Consider the following 25,354-nt stretch of genomic DNA (forward strand, 5'->3'; position numbering starts at 1 on the left):
AATGAATTTTAAATTATCAGAGGAACATGAAATGATTCGCAAAATGGTTAGGGACTTTGCCCGGAATGAAGTCGCACCGACTGCGGCCGAACGGGATGAGGAAGAGCGTTTTGACAGGGAAATCTTTAACAAAATGGCGGAGCTCGGGCTTACAGGTATTCCTTGGCCAGAGGAGTATGGTGGAATCGGCAGTGATTATGTAGCCTATTGCATTGCCATTGAAGAACTTTCGCGTGTCTGTGCTTCAACAGGTGTTACGCTATCTGCTCATACATCATTGGCTGGCTGGCCAATTTATAAATTTGGCAATGAAGAACAAAAGCAAAAATATTTAAGACCTATGGCGCAGGGAGAGAAAATTGGAGCGTATGGGCTGACGGAGCCGGGATCGGGCTCGGATTCGGGAGCTATGAAAACAACTGCCCGTCTGGAAGAAGATCATTATGTTTTAAATGGCTCTAAAATATTCATTACAAATGGGGGCGTGGCGGATACATATGTGGTCTTTGCATTGACAGATCCGTCCTCTAAACATAAAGGTACAAGCGCATTCATTGTGGAGAAAGATTTCCCTGGCTTTAGTGTTGGAAAAAAGGAAAAGAAACTCGGGATTCGTTCATCTCCAACAACAGAGATTATTTTTGAAGAGTGTAAAGTACCGAAGGAGAATCTATTAGGTACAGAGGGAGAAGGATTTAAAATCGCCATGATGACCCTTGATGGAGGAAGAAATGGCATTGCTGCGCAGGCTGTTGGAATCGCTCAGGGAGCGCTCGACGCTGCAGTGGATTATGCGAGGGAGCGAGTTCAGTTCGGCAAACCAATTTCTGCCCAGCAGGGAGTTGGCTTTAAGCTTGCAGATATGGCAACCAGTATAGAGGCTTCAAGACTTTTAACCTATCAGGCTGCTTGGCTGGAATCCGAGGGACTTCCATATGGAAAAGAGTCGGCTATGTCCAAATTATTTGCCGGCGATACAGCAATGAAGGTCACAACAGAAGCGGTACAGGTATTTGGCGGGTATGGATATACAAAGGATTATCCGGTTGAGCGCTATATGCGCGATGCGAAAATAACACAGATTTATGAAGGAACACAGGAAATCCAAAGACTTGTTATCTCAAGAATGCTCACCAAAAACTAATTTCAAATTTTTATAGGGTTCTTCCCGGCTATCTTTATCCGGGGAGAATTGATTTTTAAAAGAAATACTTGTAGGTAGGTGGGTGAAAGGGTGAAGAGAATCGTAGTCCATGCCTCGGTAAAGGATGAGAGGCTTGTGAAAAAACGCCGGGACGAGATGATTAAAGGGGCGGTCTCTTTATTCATAGAGAAGGGCTACCACCGAACAACAACAAGGGAAATAGCAAAGGCAGCAGGATTCAGTATTGGAACGCTCTATGAATATATCAGATCAAAGGATGATATTTTATATCTGGTTTGTGACAATATTTACGATGAGGTGAAGGACCGGCTTCAAAAGGCGCTTGAAGAAAGCGAGGGAACATTTGCCGGGCTGCGCTTAGGTATCGCCTATTATTTTAAAATTTGTGATGAAATGCAGGATGAAGTATTGGTGATGTACCAGGAAGCAAAATCATTGAGCAGGGCAGCATTGCCATATGTATTAAATAAAGAAAATGAAATGACGAAAATGTTTGAGGAACTTATTCAGACATGTGTACAGCATGAGGAAATTGATTTAAGCCCGATACAAATTCACCTGCTTGCACATAACATTATTGTTCATGGACAAATGTGGGCATTCAGGAGATGGGGACTTAGAAAAAGCTATACAATCGATCAATATATTGAAATGCAATCGCATCTTCTTTTAAGCGGTTTAGCCAATGGGGAAAACAGATAAGCAAAGGGGAATGAAAAAAGATGAATAAAGGATATAAACCGAAACACCCTATTCGTTTTGTGACGGCTTCGAGTTTATTTGATGGGCACGATGTCAGTGTCAATATTATGAGAAGAATTCTTCAGGCAAAAGGAGCGGAGGTGATTCACCTCGGTCATAATCGTTCTGTTGAGGAAATTGTTAATGCAGCTATTCAGGAGGATGTTCAGGGGATTGCTGTTTCTTCCTATCAGGGTGGTCACGTAGAATTTTTTAAGTATATGTACGATTTGCTCAAGGAAAGAGGAGCCGGCCATATTCGTATTTATGGGGGCGGCGGAGGAGTCATCATACCAAGGGAGATTAAAGAGCTGCATGAATATGGGATTGCAAAGATTTTTTCACCGGATGATGGAAGAGAAATGGGCCTTGAGGGCATGATGGAATTGCTAATACGTGAATGTGATTATCCACTGCCCCCGCTTGAAGAGTTGAATGAGGGGAATCTATCCGTATCGGCCCCATTAACTGTAGCACGCGCGATTACGATGGTGGAAAATCGCTTGCTGGCTGGGCAGGAAGCCGTTGCTTTGTCAGATGAACTGCAAAAAATAGATGATAAACAGGTTAACCATATTCCGGTAATTGGGATAACCGGTACTGGGGGAGCGGGAAAGAGCTCGCTTACAGATGAATTAATAAGGCGATTCATTAATGAAATCCCTGAACAAAACATAGCAATTCTTTCGATTGACCCAACGAAGCAAAAAACAGGCGGAGCGTTGCTTGGAGACAGAATACGAATGAATGCCATTTTTCATCCGCGTGTGTATATGAGGAGCTTGGCGACGCGGAACTCACACTCTGAGCTTTCCAATTCGATAAAAGATGCAATAGCTGTCGTAAAAGCAGCCGGATTTGATGCTGTAATTATTGAAACAAGCGGAATTGGCCAGGGAGATGCGGCAATAACGGAAGTATGTGATATATCCATGTATGTCATGACAAGTGAGTTTGGAGCCCCTTCACAGCTTGAGAAAATAGATATGATTGATTTTGCTGATTTAATTGTTATTAATAAATTTGAAAGAAAAGGATCAGAGGATGCATTGCGCCAGGTTCAAAAACAATACCAGCGCAGCCGCAATCTATTTGATAAGGATCTGGCTGAAATGCCGGTGTACGGAACGATTGCGAGCCAGTTTAATGATGTGGGTACAAACGCACTTTTTGCTGCGTTGCTTGAAGTCATTGAGAAGAAAACAGGTCAGGAATACAAAAGCCGTTTTAATACATCTATGCGTTCAGAAAAGCAAAATGTCATCATCCCTCCCGACCGTCAATATTACTTACGGGAAATCGCTGAAACAGTAAAGCAATATCATACCGCCTCACTTGAGCAACAACAGATTGCCAGGCGATTATTTCAAATAGAAGGTACCATACAGGCGTTAGAGGAAGAGGGATATTCAGCGGATGGAACAGAGCCGCTGAGCGAGCTTCAAAAGGGATACAGGCAAAATCTAACCAATGAGTCAAAAGCCATTCTTGATGGCTGGAATAATCAGAAGGAATTATATTCAAAAACAGAACTGATTACGAAAGTACGAAATAAGGAAATTAAGACAGAATTGAGGACTAGTACATTAAGTGGTCTGACCATACCGAAAGTAGCTTTACCTAAGTTTCAGGATTATGGAGAAATCCTGCGCTGGGTACAGAAAGAGAATGTTCCCGGGAAATTTCCGTTCACTGCAGGTGTGTTTCCGTTTAAAAGACAGGAAGAGGATCCGAAGCGGCAATTTGCCGGAGAAGGATCACCGGAGAGAACGAACCGCCGTTTTCATTATTTATCAAAGGATGATACGGCCAAACGGCTGAGCACGGCTTTTGATTCGGTCACACTATATGGCGAGGATCCGCATATACGCCCAGATATTTATGGGAAGGTTGGGGAAAGCGGTGTAAGTGTCTGTACCCTTGAGGATATGAAAAAACTCTATGATGGGTTTGATTTATGTTCACCAAGTACTTCCGTTTCTATGACAATCAATGGCCCTGCTCCCATCATTCTTGCTATGTTTATGAATACCGCCATTGATCAACAAATAGAGAAAAAGCAAGCAGAGCTTAAAAGAACTCTTACTTCTGAGGAAAAGGAAACTGTAAAAAAAGAGACCCTGGAGATTGTCAGAGGAACCGTTCAGGCAGATATTTTAAAGGAAGATCAGGGACAGAATACATGTATCTTTTCTACTGAGTTCGCATTAAAACTGATGGGCGATATCCAGGAGTACTTCGTAAAAAATCGGGTGAGAAATTATTATTCTGTCTCCATATCCGGTTATCACATCGCTGAGGCAGGAGCAAATCCCATTTCACAATTAGCATTTACACTGTCGAATGGCTTTACGTATGTAGAATATTATTTAAGCCGAGGTATGGACATTGATTCGTTTGCACCGAATCTCTCGTTCTTTTTCTCAAATGGACTGGACCCAGAATATACTGTTCTCGGACGTGTGGCAAGGCGAATATGGGCAATTGTTATGAGAGATAAATACGGTGCGAATGAACGAAGCCAAAAGCTGAAATATCATATCCAAACCTCGGGACGTTCCCTGCATGCTCAGGAAATTGATTTTAATGATATCCGTACGACTCTGCAGGCTTTGCTTGCTTTGCAGGATAATTGTAACTCCCTGCATACCAATGCCTATGACGAAGCAATCACTACACCAACGGAGGAATCCGTACGAAGGGCCATGGCCATTCAGATGATTGTTACGAAAGAATTTGGCTGGATGAAGAATGAAAATTCTCTTCAGGGTTCCTTCATTGTTGAGGAATTAACGGATTTAGTAGAAGAAGCGGTTCTCCGCGAATTTGAACGAATCAACGACAGAGGTGGAGTCCTTGGAGCAATGGAAATGCAGTATCAACGTGGCAAAATTCAGGATGAATCTCTTGTTTATGAAATGAAAAAGCATTCGGGTGAGCTTCCGATTATTGGTGTGAACACCTATTTAAATCCTAATCCGCCGAGTGAAGATGAAGTAAACAATATGGAATTGGCCCGTGCCACAAAGGATGAAAAGGATTTACAAATTGCTAATCTAGATAAATTTAAGGAGATTCATGGAATGGCTGCAGAAAATGCTCTAACTCAACTCAAAGAGGCTGCCATTAATGGAGAGAACATATTTGAACAGCTGATGGAAACTGTTAAAACAGCCAGTCTTGGCCAAATCACCCATGCATTATATGAAGTTGGAGGGCAATATCGCAGAAATATGTAAGTTTCTGTGCTACCAGAGTACAGACTAATTAATGTCTGTACTCTGATTTTTTAGGATGACATTCAAAGGATTGATCATTTGCTCAATATTTGTGTATGGGATTGAACATTAATAGCTGGTTGTATGGTAGGATAAAAAAGTAGAAGCTTTTTATTATAAGATACATAAAAGCAGGTTATAATGGAGAAACGAGAGGATACTGGAAACGGGTTGAACAAAGACCGATCAGTGCCCCTTTAAGTCCTTGTGATGGCTTTTTATTTATATTCTTATAAAGCCGCAAGAGGAAAAAGGATAGAACGGATAAAATAAAGTGGCAAAAAGATGAATCGTTTGGTTATAATGGGATATGCATAATTGGGCATTCATGTTGATTTGATAGAAAGGAAGTGCGAACAATGAAACTAGCCAACCTGTCTAAGGAAGAAGTAAGTGAAATGGCTTACATTGAAATTGCGAACGTGTTACTTATAGAAAAGAAAGAAGCAATAGATTTTAAGGTAATGATGGATAAAATCCAAAAATTACTTGGTTTGACAGATGAAGAAGTTAGTGCAAAAATGGGCCAATTCTATACAGATCTAAATGTAGACGGCCGTTTTATCAGTATTGGAGACAATCGCTGGGGACTAAAAGGATGGTACCCTGTTGAACAAGTTGAAGAAGAAACAGTTCCAGCTTCTAAAGTGAAGAAGAAGAAAAAAGGCAAAAAAGCACTCGTTGATGACTTTGATGATGAGGATGAAGTTCTTGATTTTGATGATCTTGATGACTTCGATGACGACGATGATGAGGATGATTCTTTAATTGATGATTTCGACGATATCGATGACATCGATGATGATGAGGATGATGATGATGAGGATCTAATCGAGGACGAAGTTATCGTTGAGGATGATTATGATCTTGACGACGAAGAAGAAGAGGAAGAAGATCTTGTGATTGACGAAGAAGAAGAGGACGACAATCGCTAATTCTTTAACCTTGACTTAAAGTGTCAATCTTTGTAGAATATTCATTGGGCTCCTTTAAAATAAAGGAAACACTATTAAGCGATTTTAAGCTCCCTTGCTTGCAAGGGGGCTTTTTTATTTTTTTTAGGGGATAGGCCCGATGAAAAAACAAAAACTAATCACTATTAATAGATTTGTGCTTACCAAATGAAATCAATACGATCTTTTAGGAGGTTTTTATAGATGACAAAATATATTTTTGTTACAGGCGGAGTTGTATCTTCTTTAGGAAAAGGGATTACAGCTGCTTCACTTGGCCGCTTATTGAAAAACAGAGGCTTGAAAGTGACAATCCAAAAATTTGACCCATACATCAATGTGGACCCGGGAACGATGAGTCCTTATCAACATGGTGAAGTTTTCGTAACAGATGATGGTGCAGAAACAGATTTAGACTTAGGCCATTATGAGCGTTTTATTGATATCAATTTATCTAAGCTTTCCAATGTAACAACAGGTAAAGTTTACTCTCACGTGTTAAAGAAAGAGCGCCGCGGAGACTATTTAGGCGGAACGGTGCAAGTAATCCCGCATATTACGAATGAGATTAAAGAGCGGATTTTGAAAGCTGGCCATGATACAAATGCGGATGTCGTTATTACCGAAATTGGCGGAACAGTAGGGGATATTGAATCCTTGCCATTCCTGGAAGCGATTCGTCAAATTAAGAGTGATATTGGCAGCGATAACGTTCTATACATTCACTGTACATTGATTCCTTACCTTAAAGCTGCTGGTGAAATGAAAACAAAGCCTACACAGCACAGTGTTAAAGAATTGCGCAGCTTAGGTATTCAGCCAAATATTATCGTCGTGCGTACAGAATTACCAATCTCTCAGGATATGAAAGACAAACTTGCTCTGTTCTGTGACATTGATAAAAATTCTGTCATCGAGTGCCGTGATGCAGAAACTTTATATTCCATTCCATTGGATCTTCAGGCACAAGGAATGGACGAAATTGTTTGTAACCATTTGAAATTGCAAACAAACGATGCAGATATGACAGAATGGAAAGAGTTGCTACATAAAGTAACGAATCTGACCAAAGAAGTGAAAATCGGTCTTGTTGGAAAATATGTAGAGCTTCAAGATGCCTATATTTCTGTAGTAGAAGCATTAAAACATGCCGGCTATGCATTTGATGCAGATGTGAAGATTAAATGGATTAACGCAGAGCATGTAAATAAAGAGAATGTAAATGAAATGCTTGATGATGTGGATGGTATTTTGGTGCCGGGCGGATTTGGAGACCGTGGTGTTGAAGGAAAAATCCTGGCAACCGAATATGCCCGCACTAACAAAAAGCCGTTCTTTGGAATCTGTCTTGGTATGCAGTTAGCATCCATTGAATTTGCACGTAACGTTCTTGGGTTAAAAGATGCTCATTCTTCTGAGCTTAATCCGGAAACGACAAACCCAATCATTGACTTACTTCCTGAACAAATTGATATCGAGGACCTTGGCGGGACTCTTAGACTTGGTTTATATCCATGTAAAATTGTTCCTGGAACGAAAACATTTGAAGCTTATCAAGATGAAGTGGTATATGAGCGCCACCGCCATCGTTATGAGTTCAACAACCATTACCGCGAAGATATGGAGAAACAAGGCTTTATCTTCTCAGGTACCAGCCCGGATGGACGTCTGGTAGAAATTATTGAATTGAAGGATCATCCTTGGTTCATTGCTTCTCAATTCCATCCAGAATTCAAATCAAGACCACAGCGTCCGCAGCCATTGTTCCGTGAATTCATTCATGCATCACTAGGCGAAAAATAATAAAAATAAAGGTGTACAGAAAATCAGTTACTACTGATAGCTCTGTACACCTTTTTTATTTTCGAGTGATTTTTTACTCAAAAGTGATATTTGTACTCATAAGGGCGATTAAATATACAATTCGTCCTATAAAGGTTCAATAAATTGGAAAACGCTCATCTGAAAAGGCTATTCAATTAGTTGAAATTATAAAATTTCAACTAACCTCAATCGTCCAAACTTACAACTTTATATAGTAAACGAAATCATTATCAGAAAACTTTTATCAAACAAAAACAGACAAGAAACTTGCTGGTATGCGCTTACGTAATGTAAAGTTATTTTTTGGCCAAGCAGGATAATTATTCTTCTTCATATTCCTTAATGATTTCATCGATTGACAGAGTGATTCCCTGATAAACGAAGAGGGCGGCTGCAAGGGTGGGAATCCCGCTTCTTGTTCCATCCTCATTTGGAATAAGACCTCGTGTTGCTTTTAAATCAATATGGATATCTGCCAGATTGGCAAGGTTCGGCGTATTGATATCATCTGCAGCAGGAGCCAGGGAAACGGCAACAAAAGGGATACGCTGTCCGTTTAAGGATTCAGCTAAAGCAACTGCTTCCGGTTCGGTTGCAGTTCGTGCAAAAATGATGGCGCGGTCTCGTTGCTCGATTTGAGCCATATATTGGCCGTTATACAATCGCTTCACGCCTTTGATCGGTTCAGGTCCATCGATTGCCTGGCTGATAATCCCATCCATTTCTTTAAAACCATGAAGATAAACAATACCATGGCTGACTAAAGCCTGAGCTAATAATCTCGCTGCGTCCTCCATATTTTCCTGTTCATCTTGTTCAATTTTTTTATAAATACCAGTTAATTGAGTTAAATATATTTTCAGCATTTGGGTCAACTCCTGATTTTAATAGTAATAGATGCTTTCATTTTTACTGTTTTTACAGCATTAAAATGATAAGTTCCTGTCAAATTATAAATGCTTGAACGTAAATTGTCGAAAGACAATTTCGTTTGAATAAAGGTATTATTTACCTATTAGTAGAACTTATAGATTTAAGTGTCTTATTTATACAGGCTAACGGAAAGAAGGAGCTGTGTAAAATGAATGAAAAAATTTTAATTGTTGATGATCAATTTGGCATCCGTATTTTGCTGAATGAAGTACTGCAGCAGGAAGGATATCAAACATTTCTGGCGGCAAATGGAGAGCAGGCATTGGCGCTCCAGAAAAGTGAATCACCAGATTTAGTGTTGCTGGATATGAAAATTCCCGGTATGGACGGAATTGAGATTTTAAAAAGAATGAAAGAAGAAGATCAGGGCATTCGTGTATTAATTATGACAGCGTATGGAGAATTAGATATGATTCAGGAAGCGATGAACCTGGGAGCCTTGACTCATTTTGCAAAACCATTTGATATTGATGATATTAGGAAAGCGGTAAAGGATCATTTACCGGTTGCTAAAATTGACAGTTAAATGTACATTTTGCACACTTGTTGATAGTTTGAGGACAAGTTGATATGCTAGAGATAACTTCCCTCTGACGCTTTTTGCAGAAGGGGGAATACATATCGATCCATTAGGGAAAATGATAAGGGAAGCCGTTTGGCTCGAGCTTATTATTAACAAGGAGGAAGAAAAATGCCTTTAGTATCAATGACTGAAATGCTGAACAAAGCAAAAGAAGAAGGATATGCAGTTGGACAATTTAATATCAATAATCTAGAGTATACCCAAGCTATTCTTCAAGCTGCTGAGGAAGAAAAATCTCCAGTAATCTTAGGGGTTTCTGAAGGGGCAGCTCGTTACATGGGCGGTTTTAAAGTGTGTGTAGCAATGACAAAAGCCTTAATGGAAGAATACAAGACAACAGTTCCAGTTGCTATTCACTTAGACCACGGTTCCAGCTTTGAAAAATGTAAAGAAGCTGTTGATGCAGGATTCACTTCCGTTATGATTGATGCTTCTCATCACCCATACGAAGAGAATATTGAAATTACTTCTAAAGTGGTTGAATATGCTCATGCAAATGGTGTTTCTGTTGAAGCAGAACTTGGAACAGTTGGCGGACAAGAAGATGACGTAGTAGCTGATGGCGTTATCTATGCTGACGTTGAAGAGTGTAAAGATCTTGTAAAACGTACAAATATCGACTGTCTTGCTCCAGCGTTAGGCTCTGTTCACGGACCTTACAAAGGTGAACCGAAATTAGGTTTCAAAGAGATGGAAGAAATCGGAAAAGAAACTGGTATGCCATTAGTACTTCACGGTGGATCCGGTATTCCTTTACACGATATCCAAAAAGCTATTTCTCTTGGAACAGCTAAAATTAATGTAAATACTGAAAACCAAATTACTTCTGCTAAAGCGGTACGTGAAGTATTGGCTGCGGACAAAGAAGTATACGATCCACGTAAATACCTTGGACCAGCTCGTGAAGCAATTAAAGAAACGGTTATCGGTAAAATTCGTGAATTCGGTTCTAATAACAAAGCATAAAAGATATCTTTACGAGAGGATGCCACTCATCATGGGATCCTCTTTTTTACTATACATAATTTTGGTTAAATCATACGTTTTTAAAGGTGAAATTATTTGCTCAAAATGGAGAACAATGACACAATATAAAAGACATAGAAATTCATTCAAGGAGGAATTTAAATGAAGTTTTTTATAGATACAGCAAACTTAAATGAAATTAAAGAGGCCCATGCACTTGGTATTTTGGCAGGTGTAACAACGAACCCATCATTAGTTGCGAAGGAAAAAGATGTTTCTTTCCATGATCGTCTGCGTGAAATAACAGCGTTGGTACCTGGTTCTGTAAGTGCAGAGGTTATTGCACTGGATGCGGAAGGTATGATTCGTGAGGGTAAAGAATTAGCTGAGATTGCTCCGAACATCACAGTAAAAGTACCAATGACTCCAGACGGATTAAAAGCAGTTCATGCATTGACTGAAGCAGGAATCAAAACAAACGTAACTTTAATTTTTAATGCCAATCAGGCTTTATTAGCTGCTAGAGCAGGTGCAACATATGTTTCTCCTTTTATCGGAAGATTAGATGATATTGGACAAAATGGACTTGATTTAATAGCTGAAATTGCAGAAATCTTTGCAATCCATGATATCGATTCAGAGATTATTGCAGCAAGTATCCGTCATCCACAGCATGTGACGCAAGCAGCACTTCGCGGCGCACATATTGCAACGGTTCCTTATAACGTAATTCTTCAAATTTGTAAGCATCCGCTAACAGACAAAGGAATTGAAGCATTCCTTAAGGATTGGGAAACAAGAACAGAAAAATAATCGTGGTAAAATATGTATGAATGATCCGAGCTTGTGAAATAATTTGACAGACTAGCTTTAATTCAGGTGATTTTTGTGGTAATATTTACCTTATTCTCGCCGGACGGATAAAATCACATCAAGGGCGCAGAAGGGAGTTATTATGGAAAAGCTTAAAATAGCGGGTGGGTATCCGCTAAAAGGGGAAGTTCGCATAAGTGGTGCAAAGAATAGTGCAGTTGCTTTAATACCAGCAACTATTCTTGCTGACTCATCTGTAACAATTGAGGGGCTTCCAAATATCTCTGACGTAGAAATGCTTAAAGGATTACTTGAAGAAATCGGCGGTCAGGTAACACTTGACTCAACTGAAATGACTGTTGATCCGAGTAAGATGATATCAATGCCTCTTCCAAACGGAAGGGTCAAACAATTACGTGCCTCCTATTATTTAATGGGAGCGATGCTCGGTAAATTTAAGAAAGCAGTTATTGGCTTGCCGGGGGGATGCTATTTGGGACCTCGCCCAATTGATCAGCATATCAAAGGATTTGAAGCTCTCGGTGCTCAGGTAACAAATGAGCAGGGGGCAATCTATTTGCGTGCTGAAGAATTACGTGGAGCCCGAATCTACCTGGATGTTGTCAGCGTAGGAGCAACGATTAATATCATGCTCGCAGCTGTATTAGCTAAAGGCAAAACCATTATTGAAAATGCTGCGAAAGAGCCGGAAATTATCGATGTTGCAACATTGTTAACGAATATGGGAGCCCGTATCAAAGGTGCAGGTACGGATGTCATTCGTATCGAGGGTGTCGAAAAACTTCATGGTTGCAGACATACCATTATTCCTGACCGTATCGAGGCAGGAACCTATATGATTGTTGCCGCAGCAGTTGGAGAAGGTATATTGATTGATAATGTAATACCGCAGCATCTTGAATCCCTGATTGCAAAGCTAAGAGAAATGGGAATTGATATTGAAGAGCGGGACGACCAGATTTATATACCGAAGGCTGAAAAATTAAAAGCAGTAGATATAAAAACCCTTGTATATCCTGGTTTCCCTACGGATTTACAGCAGCCCTTAACAGCATTATTGACGAAGGCTACTGGATCTTCCGTTGTTACGGATACCATATATGGATCTCGATTTAAACATATAGATGAATTAAGCAGGATGAACGCCGATATTAAGGTAGAAGGCCGTTCTGCAATTATTAATGGACCTGTTCAGCTTAATGGAGCAAAAGTGAAGGCAAGTGATTTGCGCGCCGGAGCTGCTTTAATTATTGCTGGTCTATTAGCAGAGGGAGTTACCGAAATAACCGGTGTCGAGCATATCGATCGGGGATACAGCTTTATAGTGGACAAGCTTTCAGGACTGGGAGCGACCATATGGAGAGAACAATTATCGCCGAGAGAGATTGAGCAGCTTAAGAATTCTTAATGTAACAATCTAAATAAGAAACCAAATTTGGTTATGAAAACGTAATTTAGATAAAAATAGTAGTTCCTCCAGGTGAAAATCTGGAGGACTTTATTATAAAAATTATGAAATTGTGATATATTGAGAATGTTGCAATAGTTTTAAAAACCTCTATGTGATGTTAATAGTTGAAGTCTGAATCAAAAGCGAGTAAAATGGATTTGTTTTTGAGAAAAAAATAGAATAGAATATAATTGCTAATGAAAGCAACAAATGGTTTACGTGGATTTAAACCGCAACTCATCCTTTTACCTTCCTAAATATTTTCTTCTTGATAACCCTATCCATGTAGTAATAAACAAATCACTAAAATCAATCTAATTAATTTACTGAAGTGTGGTGTCATAATGGAATTAACAATTTCCGATTTAGAGAATTTAAAGCTAAAAGAGCTTTATGAACAAGCTAAAAAGTATAAAGTGTCCTATTATAGTAAGCTGACAAAGAAAGAATTGATCTTTGCCATCTTAAAAGCTCAGGCGGAGCGAGATGGGTACCTATTCATGGAAGGTGTTTTAGAAATCATTCCATCTGAAGGGTTTGGATTCCTAAGACCGATCAATTACTCACCAAGTTCAGAGGATATCTATATTTCGGCATCTCAGATTCGCCGATTTGATCTAAGAAACGGTGATAAAGTATCCGGTAAGGTACGTCCTCCAAAAGAAAATGAACGGTATTATGGATTATTGCATGTTGAAGCAGTGAATGGGGATAATCCTGAATCAGCTAAGGAGAGGGTGCATTTCCCTGCATTAACTCCGCTGTATCCTGATCGTCAGGTTGTACTTGAAACAACTCCCCGCAATGTATCTACACGTGTAATGGATATCGTAGCACCTGTTGGTTTTGGGCAACGTGGATTGATTGTCGCACCTCCAAAGGCTGGTAAAACGATGCTTCTTAAAGAAATCGCCAATGCCATTACAACGAATCACCCGGATGCGGAATTAATCGTCCTTTTAATTGACGAGCGTCCTGAGGAAGTAACAGATATCGAGCGATCTGTACAGGCAGATGTAGTCAGCTCAACATTTGATGAGGTTCCTGAAAACCATATCAAAGTAGCAGAGCTTGTATTAGAGCGTGCTATGCGTCTGGTTGAGCATAAACGAGATGTTATTATTTTAATGGATAGTATAACAAGATTGGCACGTGCTTATAACCTAGTAATCCCTCCAAGCGGCAGAACATTGTCAGGTGGGATTGACCCGGCGGCATTTCACCGTCCGAAGCGTTTCTTTGGAGCTGCCCGTAATATTGAAGAAGGCGGTAGCTTAACCATTTTAGCAACAGCTCTTGTGGATACAGGTTCAAGAATGGATGACGTTATTTACGAAGAATTTAAAGGAACGGGTAATATGGAGCTTCACCTGGATCGCTCACTAGCAGAAAGAAGAATATTCCCTGCTATTGATATTCGCCGATCTGGGACAAGGAAAGAGGAGCTTATTATTCCGAAAGACCATTTGGAAAAATTATGGGCTATTCGCAAAACGATGTCAGATATGCCTGATTTTGCTGAGCGTCTGTTACGAAAACTTAAACAAACTAAAACCAACCAAGAATTCTTTCAATACCTCGATGACGAGATGAAAAAGTCAACGGGCGGATCGAAAAGAATCTTGTAATAGTAGCAGTAGCTGTTGATTTAAAATAACACGTCTGTTATAATATCTTGAGTGTGCTTATACTAAAAAGAGCACGCTTGATAACTCTGTTTCGAAAGACTCAGGGCGGAAGGAGTGGAAAAGATGAAAACAGGAATTCACCCTAATTACAAAACAGCAACTGTTAAATGTGCTTGTGGTAATGAATTTGTAACTGGCTCTGTTAAAGAAGAGGTGCGCGTAGAGGTTTGCAATGAATGCCACCCATTCTACACTGGACGTCAAAAGTTTGCTTCTGCTGATGGACGTGTTGAGCGTTTCAACAAGAAGTATGGTTTCAAATCCCAACAACAAGAACAATAATTTGATTTTCGGAAACAGGCAGCGGGTAAGCCGCTTGCCTGTTTTTTTGCTTTAAGGCAGACACAGGCTAATGTACTGAGAAAAACATGTTGGTCTGTGTTTGTATGTTTTTAGAGGAGTTATATCAATTTTTTAACAACAAAGGTCTCTATTAACAAATGATAAAAAATCTTTTCTTGAGCAGTTTATGATGTATAATTATCTATTGGTATAGTAAATGCAGGAATGTTACAAGCAAAATCCTAATGAACCTAGTAAAGACAGGAAGGGAGACCCCAACACATGTACGAAACGAAACAATTTGGCTGGATAGAATTAATTTGTGGCAGCATGTTTTCCGGAAAATCTGAAGAACTGATTCGCAGGGTAAGGAGAGCGGTCTTTGCTAAGCAATCCATTGCTGTTTTCAAACCGGCTATTGATAATCGATACAGTGAGGAAGCGGTGGTTTCCCACAATGGAACTTCTGTTATTGCCAAAGGCATTACGCATTCATCCCATATCTTCGATCATATAGATTTAGATACAGATTTAATTGCCATTGATGAAGTGCAGTTTTTTGACGAAGAAATTGTACAGGTTGCTCAGCATTTGGCAGACAGCGGCTATCGAGTAATCCTGGCTGGCCTTGATCAGGATTTTAGAGGAGAGCCATTCGGGCCGATGCCGGAGTTAATGTGCCTGGCAGAACAGGTAACAAAACTACAGGCAGTTTGTTCCGTATGCGGATCCCCTGCAAGCCGGACGCAGCGTTTGATTGATAAGAAGCCTGCAGGCTATGAGGACCCTGTTATTTTAGTGGGTGCATCGGAATCCTATGAGCCAAGATGCCGTCATCATCATGAAGTACCAGGCAAACAAGAAACGGTACATACACCGATTAACGGTGGTATCGAAAACATAAAAACAAACAGGCTTTAAAAGGAATGAACACCTCCGGAGGAATAAGTGGAATTTGGGGGTGTTTTTGTATGTCAGAAATAAAAGGGTATGGCAGATTAAAGGATGTATGTTCATCTTTGCCGTCTCTTTTTTTCGTTTCCGTCTGATTGTGGTACAATAAACAAATCAAATACTGAGGTAAAAACCTCTTTTAAAAACCTGTTAATGAGGTGAAGAAATTGATCGATCGTTTACAAGCGGTAGAAGACCGATATGACAAATTAAATGAGCTTTTGAGTGACCCGGAAATCGTAAATGACACTAAGAAGCTTCGCGAATATTCCAAGGAACAATCAGATATTCAGGAGACTGTCTTTGCGTATCGAGAATATAAAGATGTACGTTCCCAATTTGTTGATGCGAAAGCAATGCTTGAAGAGAAGCTGGATGCTGAAATGCGTGAAATGGTGAAGGAAGAAGTAGATGAACTTTCCGGACAAATGAAAGAGTTGGAAGAAAAGCTTAAAGTATTGCTAATTCCCAAAGATCCTAATGATGATAAAAACGTTATTATGGAAATTCGCGGAGCAGCCGGCGGTGATGAAGCGGCCCTATTCGCAGGAAGTCTTTATAGAATGTACAGCCGTTATGCTGAGGCACAAGGATGGAAGATTGATGTAATGGATTCAAATCCAACGGGGCTTGGCGGTTATAAAGAAATCATCTTTATGATTAATGGAAATGGCGCATACTCCAAGATGAAATTCGAAAACGGTGCCCATCGTGTACAACGTGTCCCTGAAACAGAATCAGGCGGTCGTATTCACACATCAACAGCGACTGTGGCTTGCTTACCGGAGGCAGAAGAGGTTGAGGTTGAAGTTCATGACAAAGATATCCGTGTAGATACGTTTGCATCCAGCGGACCGGGCGGACAAAGTGTTAACACTACCATGTCAGCTGTACGTCTTACTCACGTTCCTACGGGGATTGTTGTATCCTGCCAGGATGAAAAATCCCAGATTAAAAACAAAGAGAAAGCAATGAAAGTATTGCGTGCTCGTATTTATGATAAATTCCAGCAGGAAGCACAGGCTGAGTATGACAGTGCTCGTAAATCTGCAGTCGGAACAGGGGATCGCTCAGAACGTATCCGTACGTATAATTATCCGCAAAACCGTGTTACAGATCACCGCATTGGATTAACCATTCAAAAGCTGGATCAAATCATGGAAGGCAAATTGGATGAAGTGATTGATGCATTGATTGTTGAGGACCAGGCTAGCCGTCTTCAAAATGCGGAGGATTAAGAATGATGAAAGTGTATGAAGCTCTTCGATGGGCTTCTTCTTTTTTAAGGGAGAATGGCCGTGATGAAAATGCTGGAGAATGGCTGTTGATGAATCAGCTGGGTCTATCCCGTGCTCAAATGCTTGCGAATATGCATGATGAGTTAACGGAAGAGGAAGAAGCTATCTTTATAAAGGATGTAAAAAAGCATGGAATCGAAGCAGTACCTGTGCAGCATATAATTGGCAGCGAGGAGTTTTATGGCAGGACATTTCTGGTGAATGGAGATGTATTGATTCCGCGTCCTGAAACGGAAGAGCTGATATTTCATGCCTTAGCTAAACTAAAAAAGCTTTTCAATCCTGAAGAGAAGCTGGACATGGCTGATATTGGGACAGGCAGCGGGATTATTGCGATTACGATGGCCTTGGAATGCCCAGGTATGAAAGTGACGGCTGTCGATTTGTCAGAGAAAGCATTGAAACAGGCAGCTGAAAATGCTCAACGCCTTCAGGCTGAGGTGGCGTTCTTGCAGGGGGATTTGCTCAAACCATTAATAGATGCTGGTAAAAGGGTGAATGTTCTTCTTTCTAATCCTCCTTATATTCCTGAATCAGATCATGCAATCCTTTCGGATGTGGTTAAAAACCATGAACCTCATCTCGCCTTGTTTGCTGGAAATGATGGCTTGGATTGTTATCGCCAAATTACATCAGATCTGCCAAGTGTACTTGCAGACAAAGCATTGGTTGGATTTGAAGTAGGCGCCGGTCAGGGAGAGCAAGTAGCAGAACTAATGCAAGCTGTTTACCCTGAAGCCCATGTAGAAGTCCTGTTCGATATCAACGGAAAAGATCGAATGGTCTTTGGCGAAATAAAAAGCTGAAACGGCTTGATCAGAAGCGAGGAGCATAAGACAGGGGCTCGGAGGGAGGTGCTCTTCCCTCCCGCAGAGGTCATGCTTATGTCCTGAGCTTCTAGCCGTTGAAGCTAGATTACATAAAAAGCTGAAGAGCCTGTATCGATGAACGAAGACTAAGAACGCCACGTCCTGTGGCAATGTCTTCATGACCAACATCCTGTAGGCCCGCGACGAGCATAAGATGAATACTCGGAGGGAGGCGTTCTTCCCTCCTGTAGAGTATTTGCTTATGACTCGAGCTCCTAGGCCCAGAAGCTGGATTACATAAAAAGCTGAGGCGACTGCCCAGCTCCGACAAGCATAAGGAGAGGCATGAAGGGAGGCTATTAAGGAACAAAGACTAAGAACGCCACATCGTGTGGCAACGTCTTTGTGATCAACTTCCTGTTGACCTCCGTAGTGGCTATCCTTATGACCTCGAGGAGCTAGGAGTCGAAGCTAGATTCTCAAAAATCCGAGATACCGTGTGCCCTGAAAAGATAGATTCCCAATATCTCCTTCTGCTAACATCCCGTAGTCTTTTCCACTTAAAGTCAATTCCATTCGGTCGCCGCTTTCCATCTCAAACGTCGCATAATACCAGGTACTGGACGAATTGTCACTTCCTCTGCTCTCTGATCGTTTGGTGACAACCTTAGCAACTACATTCAGCCTGGGCTGTTTATTATTATGACTCCATTTAGATAGGCTTTTGATGATAATAAATAGAAAAGTGCCAATGACTAAAATAAAAATAATACCAAAGATGATTGGAAATCCAGTTAAAAAAATGCCAAAGAACCCACCATCATCCATCAAAAAATTATCCATTTTTATACTCTCCCTTCCCTTAATTTCAAGAATGCGGTAAATAAAACGCAGTAGAAATAAAATTCAGATAATTATAGTTTAAGATAGAAAAAAACTGTCCACACTGTTTGTAAGTGAAGGGACGGTGTTTACGATGATGGCAAAAAAATATTTGCCTTTAATATATATTGTATTACTTTGTGCGGCAACAATGACTGGAATGATTATACCGAAAAACAGTTCTTCTGCGACAGAAACAGAGGTTCAAGTAATCCCGAATGAAGCGATCCGCTTACGGATCTTAGCAAACAGTAATAAAGAAGCTGACCAGGAATTGAAACGATCCATCAGGGATGAGGTCAATAAAGAAATTAACAAATGGGTAGCAGAATTAACTTCAATTGAGGAAGCCAGAAAAGTGATTGGTTCCCGTTTGTCTGATATAGAAGCTATAGCTGAAGATGTTATGGTCAAAGAAGGTAATGTACAAAAGATACAGGTTGATTTTGGTGAAACTGTTTTTCCAACTAAGCTATATGGACAATATTTATATCCGGCAGGCAAGTATGAAGCTATTAAAATCACATTGGGTGAGGGTCAAGGTGAGAACTGGTGGTGCGTCCTTTTCCCGCCGCTATGCTTTCTGGATTTCAACAGCGGAACAGCTGTAGCAAATGATTCAGCGTATGAAGAGTCAGCTGAAGAAGTTGCGCCAGTTAATAATAGTATGAACGAGGAAACTGCAGAACAAACGCAAACGGATGATCAAAAAATACAACCGATTAAGACTGCCGCCCAAACGGATAAATCGATTGAAAAGGCAGAAGATCAAGAAACGCAAATGGATTACGAGAACCAGTCTGAAGAAGCCGGACAAGATATCGCCCCTCCTGTTTATGAAAATCAGGATGAAGAGCCGGTTAAGGTGAAATTCTTTTTAAAAGAGATCTTGAAGGATTTGTTTTGAGAAACAGAATAGTACTCGGAGCAAATCAAGTTAAAAGTACAAATAGGAAGTGTTGTGCTGGAGCCGAAGTGGTTTCAGAATAGAGCGGGAAACTGGGAAATACCAGCCGAAGTTGAACAGAATTCAGCCGAACTGGCATAGAATTCAGCTGAATTTGCCAAAATAGCAGCCAACCGGATAATCAGCCTGATCCGGTTCTATTTTCCCTATTAATTCATATCCATATAGTAGTTGTGATTTGATAGTGAAGGGAGAATAGAAGGTGTATTATTTATCTATATCAAAAAGTACCGATATTGAAGGAATTGAGCGGTTTGCGGCACCTCAAGGAGTTGAGCTGCATCATGAAGACATTAGTTCAGGAAAATTTGTTTTATTAAAAGAAGAAGGCTCTATTAAAGGAATGATTGGTCTGGAGCCATGTGGAGATTATGGGGTGCTTAGGTCTTTTCTGTTTAAAGAGGAGGCTCAGGTGCAAGTACCTGCCCTGTTTGAAACGATCTTGGCTTTAGCAAAGGAAAAAGGGTTGAAAAAGATATTTCTGATATCGAATAAACTGCAAGCGTTAGGATTTTTTGAGGCTCTTCAATTTGAAAGAGTGAAAAACGGGGAGATTCCTAAAGACGTAAGAGATTCCTCGGTTGTGGAAAAGGTGTGGACAATAAACGAAACATATATCATGGAAAGAGCCCTATAAGGATGAAATTATCCACGATTTTATTGGCTTTATTCACAGACTGTGGATAAAGCTTGTTTTATTGTATAAATTCTTTTATACTTGCAAGGTGATTTTGTGAAAAATGTCGAGGAATCCTTATTTAATAAGTAATTTATAGAGAATGTTGTAGATTGGTGGCAGGTGATAATAGTGGAAACAAAAATGTGGACAGTGGATAAAATTGTGGATAAAGAAGAGGGTTATCCACAATTGATGGATGCGGCCCAAAAATTGAAAGCCGGAGAGCTGATTGCTTTTCCGACTGAAACGGTTTATGGACTTGGTGCAAATGCTTTACTTGGAGGGTCTGTAGCAGCTATTTATGAGGCGAAGGGAAGACCGAGTGATAATCCTTTAATCGTCCATATTGGAGAAAAGGAACAGGTTCATGGATTGGTGGGAGAAATTCCTGCAGTCGCAGATAAACTAATGGAACAATTTTGGCCAGGTCCGTTGACGCTAATTTTCCAAAAGAAAGAGGGCGTGTTCCCGGATGTTGTAACAGCAGGTCTTTCATCAGTAGCTATCCGAATGCCGGATCATCCGGTGGCATTGGATTTACTGAAAAAGGCGGGCTGTCCCACAGCCGCGCCAAGTGCAAATCTGTCTGGTAAACCAAGTCCGACAACAGCAGAGCATGTTCGCGAGGATTTAGATGGTAAAATTGCTGGGATCGTGGATGGAGGTCCAACTGGGGTTGGCTTGGAATCAACAGTACTTGATGTGACTGGCAGTATTCCGCAAATACTTAGACCTGGTGGTATTACGCGTGAACAACTGGAGAAGGTAGTCGGTGAAGTGTCTGTGGACCCTGGCTTGGTGAAGGACAGTGATGCACCGAAAGCTCCCGGTATGAAATATACACATTACGCACCGAAAGCCCCATTGACCTTGGTTGAGGGTACCCCTCAGTTTATCCAAACATTAATAAATGAAGAGCGGGACTTAGGTAAGCGAGTGGGTGTGTACACGGTTGACGAACATGCCCATTTGTATGAAGCTGATGTTATTATTACTGGCGGAAGCCGTGAGCAGCTGGACACTGTGGCTGAAAAAATGTATGGAGTGCTGCGCCAATTTGATAAAGAGCAGCCAGATCTAATTTTCGGAGAAGTGTATCCGGAGGATGGGATTGGGATTGCAATCATGAATCGCTTGAAGAAAGCGGCAGGAGGAAGAATCATCACACAAGACAAGTTCTAATTGATCCGGGACAGGCATATGTTTATTTAGGCTGGTCCCGGGAGGTTACTTGGATGGAACAAACGATGGTTGAATTTTTTGGCCTGCTTTTTATGGCTTTCGCACTCGGAATGGATGCCTTCTCAATTGGATTGGGAATGGGATCGTACAAGCTGAGGCTTAAGCAAGTACTCATCATTGGTTTTACTGTTGGTATTTTTCATGTGTGGATGCCGCTCTTGGGTATCTTTTCAGGAAAGTTATTATCCGCTCAGTTTGGATTGTTTGCCTCATACGCCGGTGCTGGTTTATTACTATTTCTTGGCTTGCAAATGCTGCTCACTGGAATTCAGGGTAAAGGTGAAACGGTTGTGGCTCCAGTTGGAACAGGATTGATTCTATTTGCGATAAGTGTCAGTTTGGATAGTTTCTCAGTTGGACTGAGCCTCGGAATGCTGGGATCCCGAGCGCTGATGACCATCCTGTGCTTTGGCTTTGCCGCCTTTTTCTTGACGGTGTCAGGGTTGTTGTTAGGGAGAAGAGTACATACATATCTCGGCAAATACAGCCTTGTTTTTGGGGGGAGCATCATGTTTGCGGTTGGGTTAAAGATCATCCTGCACCTGCATGGATAAAGATGTGTATCAGATTAATCTGATACATTTTTTTATTGTCCGTAAATATTCTATAATGGGGACAGGAGGGAAAATACGTTGAAGAATATTTTATTCGTTTGTACAGGAAATACATGTCGAAGTCCTATGGCAGAAGCTATTTTGCGAAATTATAATCTGTCTGATATAGAAGTAAAATCAGCAGGGGTTTATGCCTATGGGGGTCAAATGGCATCTGAGTATACGGTTACGGTACTTGATAAACACAAAATTGCGCAGGACCATGCCTCATCTCCATTAAAAGGAGAAGACATCGAGTGGGCAACCTATGTATTAACGATGACAGAAGGCCATAAGCAGTTAATTGCTTCGCATTACCCTCAGGCGATTGAAAAGACGTTTACATTAAAGGAATTTGTAAGTGACGATCCTGGGAACAGAGATATTTCAGATCCATTCGGGGGTAATGAACAAGTATATGAGCAAACTTTCCATGAATTATCTAAATGGATTAAAAAGCTTGTGGAAAAATTAAAAGACTAGATTTAGGATAGAAACTGTGCAGTTCAAATTGAAGGGAGCCATGTTACCATGAAAGTTATCATTGCATCAGATCACGGTGGAATAAATATAAGAAAAGAAATTATGAACCTAATGGAAGAGCTTGAGATTCAATATGAGGATTTTGGATGCGATTGTGAAACATCTGTTGATTATCCAGATTATGCGTTGCCTGTTGCTGAAAGAGTGGCAAAAGGAGAATTTGACAGAGGGATTTTGATCTGCGGTACTGGAATCGGAATGAGCATCGCGGCGAATAAAGTAAAAGGAATTCGTGCAGCATTGGTACATGATATGTTTAGTGCCCAAGCTACAAGAGCTCATAATAACAGTAACGTACTAACAATGGGAGAGCGTGTAATTGGTCCTGGTTTAGCCAGAGAAATTGCCCGCGTTTGGCTGACAACGGAATTTGAAGGCGGCCGCCATGAAACACGGATTGGAAAAATAGCTGAGGCAGAAAAATAAATCTTAGAAGGGCAGTAGAAGAATGAGTGAGATTAATTTAAAAGAAATAAAAACTCAGGTGACTGCCATTCTCGAAGATTTGGAAGCTCATTTTCCGATGAATGGCCGTTTGTTGGTAATTGGCTGCAGTACAAGTGAAGTAATCGGAAAGCGAATTGGTACAAGCGGGACGATGGAAGTGGCACAAGCAATCTTTGAGGCCATATATGATTTTTCTAAACAAAAGGGAGTCTACTTGGCTTTTCAGGGCTGTGAACATATTAATAGGGCTCTGATTATTGAACGAAAGACAGCTATTCAATATAATCTGGATGAAGTATCAGTTGTGCCTGCCCGGAATGCGGGTGGAGCATTGGCCGCTTGTGCATTTGCTAATTTCGAGAATGCAGTTGTGGTTGAGCATATTTGTGCTGATGCAGGCATCGATATTGGGGATACAATGATTGGAATGCATCTGAAGCATGTTGCAGTCCCGTTGCGTTCAGCGATTAGAGAGATTGGGAAGGCGCATGTAACATTTGCTATGACCCGGCCGAAACTGATAGGTGGGCCGAGAGCTCAATATGATAGAGTAAATATTAGAGAAATGTAAGAATTATACGTCAATGGAATAAATGACTATTGTCCTTTTTCGTGCTAGAATTGAAGGGATTAAATTGAAGATTTGTCCGTTTTGACGAAAAGGGAGGAAGCTATAAGATGAGGCATTTGCAAAAGCAAGACTCGCAAGTATTTGATGCAATTCAACAAGAATTGGACAGACAACGCGGTAAGATTGAGCTGATTGCTTCAGAAAACTTTGTCAGCGAAGCAGTAATGGAAGCTCAAGGATCCGTGCTTACGAATAAGTATGCGGAAGGATATCCAGGCAGACGCTATTACGGCGGCTGTGAATATGTGGACGTAGTTGAGGATTTGGCTAGGGAACGTGCCAAAAAGATATTTGGCGCGGAGCATGCAAACGTACAGCCACATTCAGGCGCTCAAGCAAATATGGCTGTTTACTTTACGATTTTGAATCCAGGAGATACGGTACTTGGAATGAACCTATCCCACGGAGGCCACTTAACTCACGGAAGCCCTGTAAACTTCAGCGGAATCCAATACAATTTTGTTGAATACGGTGTTGATGAAAAAACCCATCTTATAAATTACGAGGATGTTAGAGAGAAAGCAATCCAATGTAAGCCTAAATTGATTGTTGCCGGTGCGAGTGCGTATCCACGTTCAATTGATTTCAAGAAATTCCGTGAAATTGCAGATGAAGTAGGCGCCTATTTAATGGTGGACATGGCTCATATTGCAGGGCTTGTTGCAGCCGGTTTGCACCCAAGTCCAGTTCCTTATGCGGAATTCGTCACGACGACAACTCACAAGACATTGCGCGGACCACGCGGAGGAATGATCCTTTGCAGAGAAGAGTTTGCCAAGAAAATAGACAAGTCCATTTTCCCTGGTATTCAGGGAGGACCTCTAATGCATGTAATTGCTGCAAAAGCAGTGGCATTTGGCGAGGCACTTCAGGATTCCTTTACAGATTATGCAAAGGAAATTATAGAGAATGCAAAACGCCTTGGTGAAAGTCTGCAGAAGGAAGGACTTACGCTCGTTTCAGGCGGTACAGATAATCACTTATTATTAATCGATGTCCGCTCCATCAACTTAACTGGTAAAGTAGCAGAAAAGGTACTGGACGATATTGGTATTACAGTGAACAAAAATACGATTCCATTTGACCCAGAAAGCCCATTTGTAACGAGTGGGGTTCGTATTGGAACAGCGGCTGTTACAAGCCGTGGATTCAAATTGGAGGATATGGATGAAATCGCGGCAATCATCAGTCTCGCCCTCAAGAACCATGAGGACGAAGAGAAACTGAAAGAAGCTGCAGAGCGAGTGACTAAGCTATCTGGAAAATATGAATTATACCCTGAGTATTAAGGGTGAATAGAAGAGGTGTTGGTGAGTCTGATAGGACTTATTGACACCTCTTTTTATGATGTTTGGCAGTATAACATGTCGTTTTATATGGTTTGGGCAAAACGATGCTGAATGGGGATCAATGAGCCTGGAAATTTAGGAATGGCTGGAATGAGGAGTGTTTTGGCTGGTAAAATCCGTGGTTCGGCTGAATTAATATTAAAATTGGCTGGAATAATTGCCGCATTGGCTCAATTAATTCTCATTTCCGCTCAATTCACGGAAATTTCACATCCATTTACGTTTCTTTAACGATTTTAACACTTTAAAAAGTGGATAATAGA

At 40.8% G+C, this 25,354-nt stretch carries 25 protein-coding genes; 23 read left to right on the forward strand and 2 right to left on the reverse strand.

Annotated features, from left to right (window positions below; translation table 11 throughout):
* Position 1 precedes the first annotated feature (1 nt).
* The 5 genes from AC4BHA_RS10120 to pyrG all read left to right on the forward strand — a co-directional run bounded on the left by AC4BHA_RS10120 (position 2) and on the right by pyrG (position 7,940).
* Positions 2 to 1,144, forward strand: coding sequence for an acyl-CoA dehydrogenase (locus AC4BHA_RS10120; protein WP_139892074.1), 1,143 nt, complete (start codon positions 2 to 4; stop codon positions 1,142 to 1,144).
* A gap of 90 nt (positions 1,145 to 1,234) precedes the next feature.
* Positions 1,235 to 1,867: a TetR/AcrR family transcriptional regulator gene (locus tag AC4BHA_RS10125; RefSeq protein WP_066109370.1), complete on the forward strand. Its 633-nt coding sequence runs from the start codon at positions 1,235 to 1,237 to the stop codon at positions 1,865 to 1,867.
* A gap of 20 nt (positions 1,868 to 1,887) precedes the next feature.
* Entirely contained in the window at positions 1,888 to 5,145 is a 3,258-nt protein-coding gene (gene icmF / locus AC4BHA_RS10130; RefSeq protein ID WP_066109367.1) for a fused isobutyryl-CoA mutase/GTPase IcmF, read from the forward strand.
* A gap of 398 nt (positions 5,146 to 5,543) precedes the next feature.
* A complete protein-coding gene (gene rpoE, locus AC4BHA_RS10135) occupies positions 5,544 to 6,119 on the forward strand; it encodes a DNA-directed RNA polymerase subunit delta (protein WP_066109364.1) in 576 nt (191 codons plus the stop codon).
* Between the two features lie 222 nt (positions 6,120 to 6,341).
* Positions 6,342 to 7,940, forward strand: a complete 1,599-nt coding sequence (gene pyrG, locus AC4BHA_RS10140; RefSeq protein ID WP_066109361.1) for a CTP synthase — start codon at positions 6,342 to 6,344, stop codon at positions 7,938 to 7,940.
* A 341-nt stretch (positions 7,941 to 8,281) separates the two neighbouring features.
* Here the strand turns inward: pyrG and AC4BHA_RS10145 are convergent, their stop codons facing one another.
* Entirely contained in the window at positions 8,282 to 8,827 is a 546-nt protein-coding gene (locus tag AC4BHA_RS10145) for a DUF2529 family protein (protein ID WP_066109358.1), read from the reverse strand.
* A gap of 215 nt (positions 8,828 to 9,042) precedes the next feature.
* Between AC4BHA_RS10145 and AC4BHA_RS10150 the strand changes: the two genes are divergently transcribed.
* The 9 genes from AC4BHA_RS10150 (at position 9,043) to prmC (ending at position 17,755) form a co-directional block, all read left to right on the forward strand.
* Positions 9,043 to 9,420, forward strand: a complete 378-nt coding sequence (locus AC4BHA_RS10150) for a response regulator (protein WP_066109355.1) — start codon at positions 9,043 to 9,045, stop codon at positions 9,418 to 9,420.
* Between the two features lie 165 nt (positions 9,421 to 9,585).
* On the forward strand, positions 9,586 to 10,443 hold the full coding sequence (locus AC4BHA_RS10155) for a class II fructose-bisphosphate aldolase (RefSeq protein ID WP_066109352.1): 858 nt from the start codon (positions 9,586 to 9,588) through the stop codon (positions 10,441 to 10,443).
* A 162-nt stretch (positions 10,444 to 10,605) separates the two neighbouring features.
* Positions 10,606 to 11,256, forward strand: a complete 651-nt coding sequence (fsa, locus tag AC4BHA_RS10160) for a fructose-6-phosphate aldolase (RefSeq protein ID WP_066109349.1) — start codon at positions 10,606 to 10,608, stop codon at positions 11,254 to 11,256.
* Positions 11,257 to 11,398: 142 nt separating this feature from the next.
* Positions 11,399 to 12,685: a UDP-N-acetylglucosamine 1-carboxyvinyltransferase gene (gene murA, locus AC4BHA_RS10165; protein ID WP_066109346.1), complete on the forward strand. Its 1,287-nt coding sequence runs from the start codon at positions 11,399 to 11,401 to the stop codon at positions 12,683 to 12,685.
* 386 nt (positions 12,686 to 13,071) lie between these two features.
* On the forward strand, positions 13,072 to 14,355 hold the full coding sequence (gene rho / locus AC4BHA_RS10170) for a transcription termination factor Rho (protein WP_066109343.1): 1,284 nt from the start codon (positions 13,072 to 13,074) through the stop codon (positions 14,353 to 14,355).
* A 123-nt stretch (positions 14,356 to 14,478) separates the two neighbouring features.
* Positions 14,479 to 14,697 (forward strand): 50S ribosomal protein L31, encoded by a 219-nt coding sequence (gene rpmE, locus AC4BHA_RS10175; RefSeq protein WP_066109340.1) that lies wholly within the window; start codon positions 14,479 to 14,481, stop codon positions 14,695 to 14,697.
* Positions 14,698 to 14,979: 282 nt separating this feature from the next.
* Positions 14,980 to 15,618, forward strand: a complete 639-nt coding sequence (locus AC4BHA_RS10180; protein WP_066109338.1) for a thymidine kinase — start codon at positions 14,980 to 14,982, stop codon at positions 15,616 to 15,618.
* 200 nt (positions 15,619 to 15,818) lie between these two features.
* A complete protein-coding gene (gene prfA, locus AC4BHA_RS10185; RefSeq protein ID WP_066109335.1) occupies positions 15,819 to 16,889 on the forward strand; it encodes a peptide chain release factor 1 in 1,071 nt (356 codons plus the stop codon).
* Positions 16,890 to 16,894: 5 nt separating this feature from the next.
* Entirely contained in the window at positions 16,895 to 17,755 is an 861-nt protein-coding gene (gene prmC, locus AC4BHA_RS10190; protein WP_066109759.1) for a peptide chain release factor N(5)-glutamine methyltransferase, read from the forward strand.
* A gap of 474 nt (positions 17,756 to 18,229) precedes the next feature.
* Here prmC and AC4BHA_RS10195 read toward each other — a convergent pair whose 3' ends face one another.
* A complete protein-coding gene (locus AC4BHA_RS10195; RefSeq protein ID WP_066109332.1) occupies positions 18,230 to 18,601 on the reverse strand; it encodes a DUF2500 domain-containing protein in 372 nt (123 codons plus the stop codon).
* A 133-nt stretch (positions 18,602 to 18,734) separates the two neighbouring features.
* On the opposite strand from AC4BHA_RS10195, the gene spoIIR reads away from it, so the two are divergent.
* The 9 genes from spoIIR (at position 18,735) to AC4BHA_RS10240 (ending at position 25,322) form a co-directional block, all read left to right on the forward strand.
* Complete coding sequence (spoIIR, locus tag AC4BHA_RS10200) at positions 18,735 to 19,547, forward strand: stage II sporulation protein R (RefSeq protein ID WP_490558508.1); 813 nt, start codon at positions 18,735 to 18,737, stop codon at positions 19,545 to 19,547.
* Positions 19,548 to 19,809: 262 nt separating this feature from the next.
* A complete protein-coding gene (locus AC4BHA_RS10205; protein WP_066109331.1) occupies positions 19,810 to 20,244 on the forward strand; it encodes a GNAT family N-acetyltransferase in 435 nt (144 codons plus the stop codon).
* Positions 20,245 to 20,415: 171 nt separating this feature from the next.
* A complete protein-coding gene (locus AC4BHA_RS10210; protein ID WP_066109328.1) occupies positions 20,416 to 21,468 on the forward strand; it encodes an L-threonylcarbamoyladenylate synthase in 1,053 nt (350 codons plus the stop codon).
* Positions 21,469 to 21,521: 53 nt separating this feature from the next.
* Positions 21,522 to 22,082, forward strand: coding sequence for a manganese efflux pump MntP (locus tag AC4BHA_RS10215; RefSeq protein ID WP_066109327.1), 561 nt, complete (start codon positions 21,522 to 21,524; stop codon positions 22,080 to 22,082).
* Positions 22,083 to 22,160: 78 nt separating this feature from the next.
* The gene (locus AC4BHA_RS10220) at positions 22,161 to 22,604 is read left to right on the forward strand and encodes a low molecular weight protein arginine phosphatase (protein ID WP_490552827.1); all 444 of its coding nucleotides are present in this window, start codon (positions 22,161 to 22,163) and stop codon (positions 22,602 to 22,604) included.
* A 48-nt stretch (positions 22,605 to 22,652) separates the two neighbouring features.
* The gene (rpiB, locus tag AC4BHA_RS10225) at positions 22,653 to 23,090 is read left to right on the forward strand and encodes a ribose 5-phosphate isomerase B (RefSeq protein ID WP_066109324.1); all 438 of its coding nucleotides are present in this window, start codon (positions 22,653 to 22,655) and stop codon (positions 23,088 to 23,090) included.
* Between the two features lie 22 nt (positions 23,091 to 23,112).
* Positions 23,113 to 23,682, forward strand: coding sequence for a TIGR01440 family protein (locus AC4BHA_RS10230; RefSeq protein ID WP_066109323.1), 570 nt, complete (start codon positions 23,113 to 23,115; stop codon positions 23,680 to 23,682).
* A 107-nt stretch (positions 23,683 to 23,789) separates the two neighbouring features.
* Entirely contained in the window at positions 23,790 to 25,031 is a 1,242-nt protein-coding gene (glyA, locus tag AC4BHA_RS10235) for a serine hydroxymethyltransferase (RefSeq protein WP_066109321.1), read from the forward strand.
* A 150-nt stretch (positions 25,032 to 25,181) separates the two neighbouring features.
* A complete protein-coding gene (locus AC4BHA_RS10240; protein ID WP_175354322.1) occupies positions 25,182 to 25,322 on the forward strand; it encodes a hypothetical protein in 141 nt (46 codons plus the stop codon).
* The last annotated feature ends 32 nt before the right edge of the window (positions 25,323 to 25,354 follow it).

The sequence above is a fragment of the Pradoshia sp. Z3_51 genome, assembly GCF_058215915.1.

Coding starts and splice junctions, on each gene's coding strand:
- prmC (WP_066109759.1), top strand. CDS start 16,895: ATGAAAGTGTATGAAGCTCTTCGATGGGCTTCTTCTTTTTTAAGGGAG.
- glyA (WP_066109321.1), top strand. CDS start 23,790: ATGAGGCATTTGCAAAAGCAAGACTCGCAAGTATTTGATGCAATTCAA.
- pyrG (WP_066109361.1), top strand. CDS start 6,342: ATGACAAAATATATTTTTGTTACAGGCGGAGTTGTATCTTCTTTAGGA.
- rpoE (WP_066109364.1), top strand. CDS start 5,544: ATGAAACTAGCCAACCTGTCTAAGGAAGAAGTAAGTGAAATGGCTTAC.
- murA (WP_066109346.1), top strand. CDS start 11,399: ATGGAAAAGCTTAAAATAGCGGGTGGGTATCCGCTAAAAGGGGAAGTT.
- rho (WP_066109343.1), top strand. CDS start 13,072: ATGGAATTAACAATTTCCGATTTAGAGAATTTAAAGCTAAAAGAGCTT.
- fsa (WP_066109349.1), top strand. CDS start 10,606: ATGAAGTTTTTTATAGATACAGCAAACTTAAATGAAATTAAAGAGGCC.
- AC4BHA_RS10120 (WP_139892074.1), top strand. CDS start 2: ATGAATTTTAAATTATCAGAGGAACATGAAATGATTCGCAAAATGGTT.
- icmF (WP_066109367.1), top strand. CDS start 1,888: ATGAATAAAGGATATAAACCGAAACACCCTATTCGTTTTGTGACGGCT.
- AC4BHA_RS10230 (WP_066109323.1), top strand. CDS start 23,113: ATGAGTGAGATTAATTTAAAAGAAATAAAAACTCAGGTGACTGCCATT.
- AC4BHA_RS10150 (WP_066109355.1), top strand. CDS start 9,043: ATGAATGAAAAAATTTTAATTGTTGATGATCAATTTGGCATCCGTATT.
- spoIIR (WP_490558508.1), top strand. CDS start 18,735: ATGATGGCAAAAAAATATTTGCCTTTAATATATATTGTATTACTTTGT.
- AC4BHA_RS10240 (WP_175354322.1), top strand. CDS start 25,182: ATGAGGAGTGTTTTGGCTGGTAAAATCCGTGGTTCGGCTGAATTAATA.
- AC4BHA_RS10215 (WP_066109327.1), top strand. CDS start 21,522: ATGGAACAAACGATGGTTGAATTTTTTGGCCTGCTTTTTATGGCTTTC.
- rpiB (WP_066109324.1), top strand. CDS start 22,653: ATGAAAGTTATCATTGCATCAGATCACGGTGGAATAAATATAAGAAAA.
- rpmE (WP_066109340.1), top strand. CDS start 14,479: ATGAAAACAGGAATTCACCCTAATTACAAAACAGCAACTGTTAAATGT.
- AC4BHA_RS10155 (WP_066109352.1), top strand. CDS start 9,586: ATGCCTTTAGTATCAATGACTGAAATGCTGAACAAAGCAAAAGAAGAA.
- AC4BHA_RS10195 (WP_066109332.1), bottom strand. CDS start 18,601: ATGGATAATTTTTTGATGGATGATGGTGGGTTCTTTGGCATTTTTTTA.
- AC4BHA_RS10180 (WP_066109338.1), top strand. CDS start 14,980: ATGTACGAAACGAAACAATTTGGCTGGATAGAATTAATTTGTGGCAGC.
- AC4BHA_RS10145 (WP_066109358.1), bottom strand. CDS start 8,827: ATGCTGAAAATATATTTAACTCAATTAACTGGTATTTATAAAAAAATT.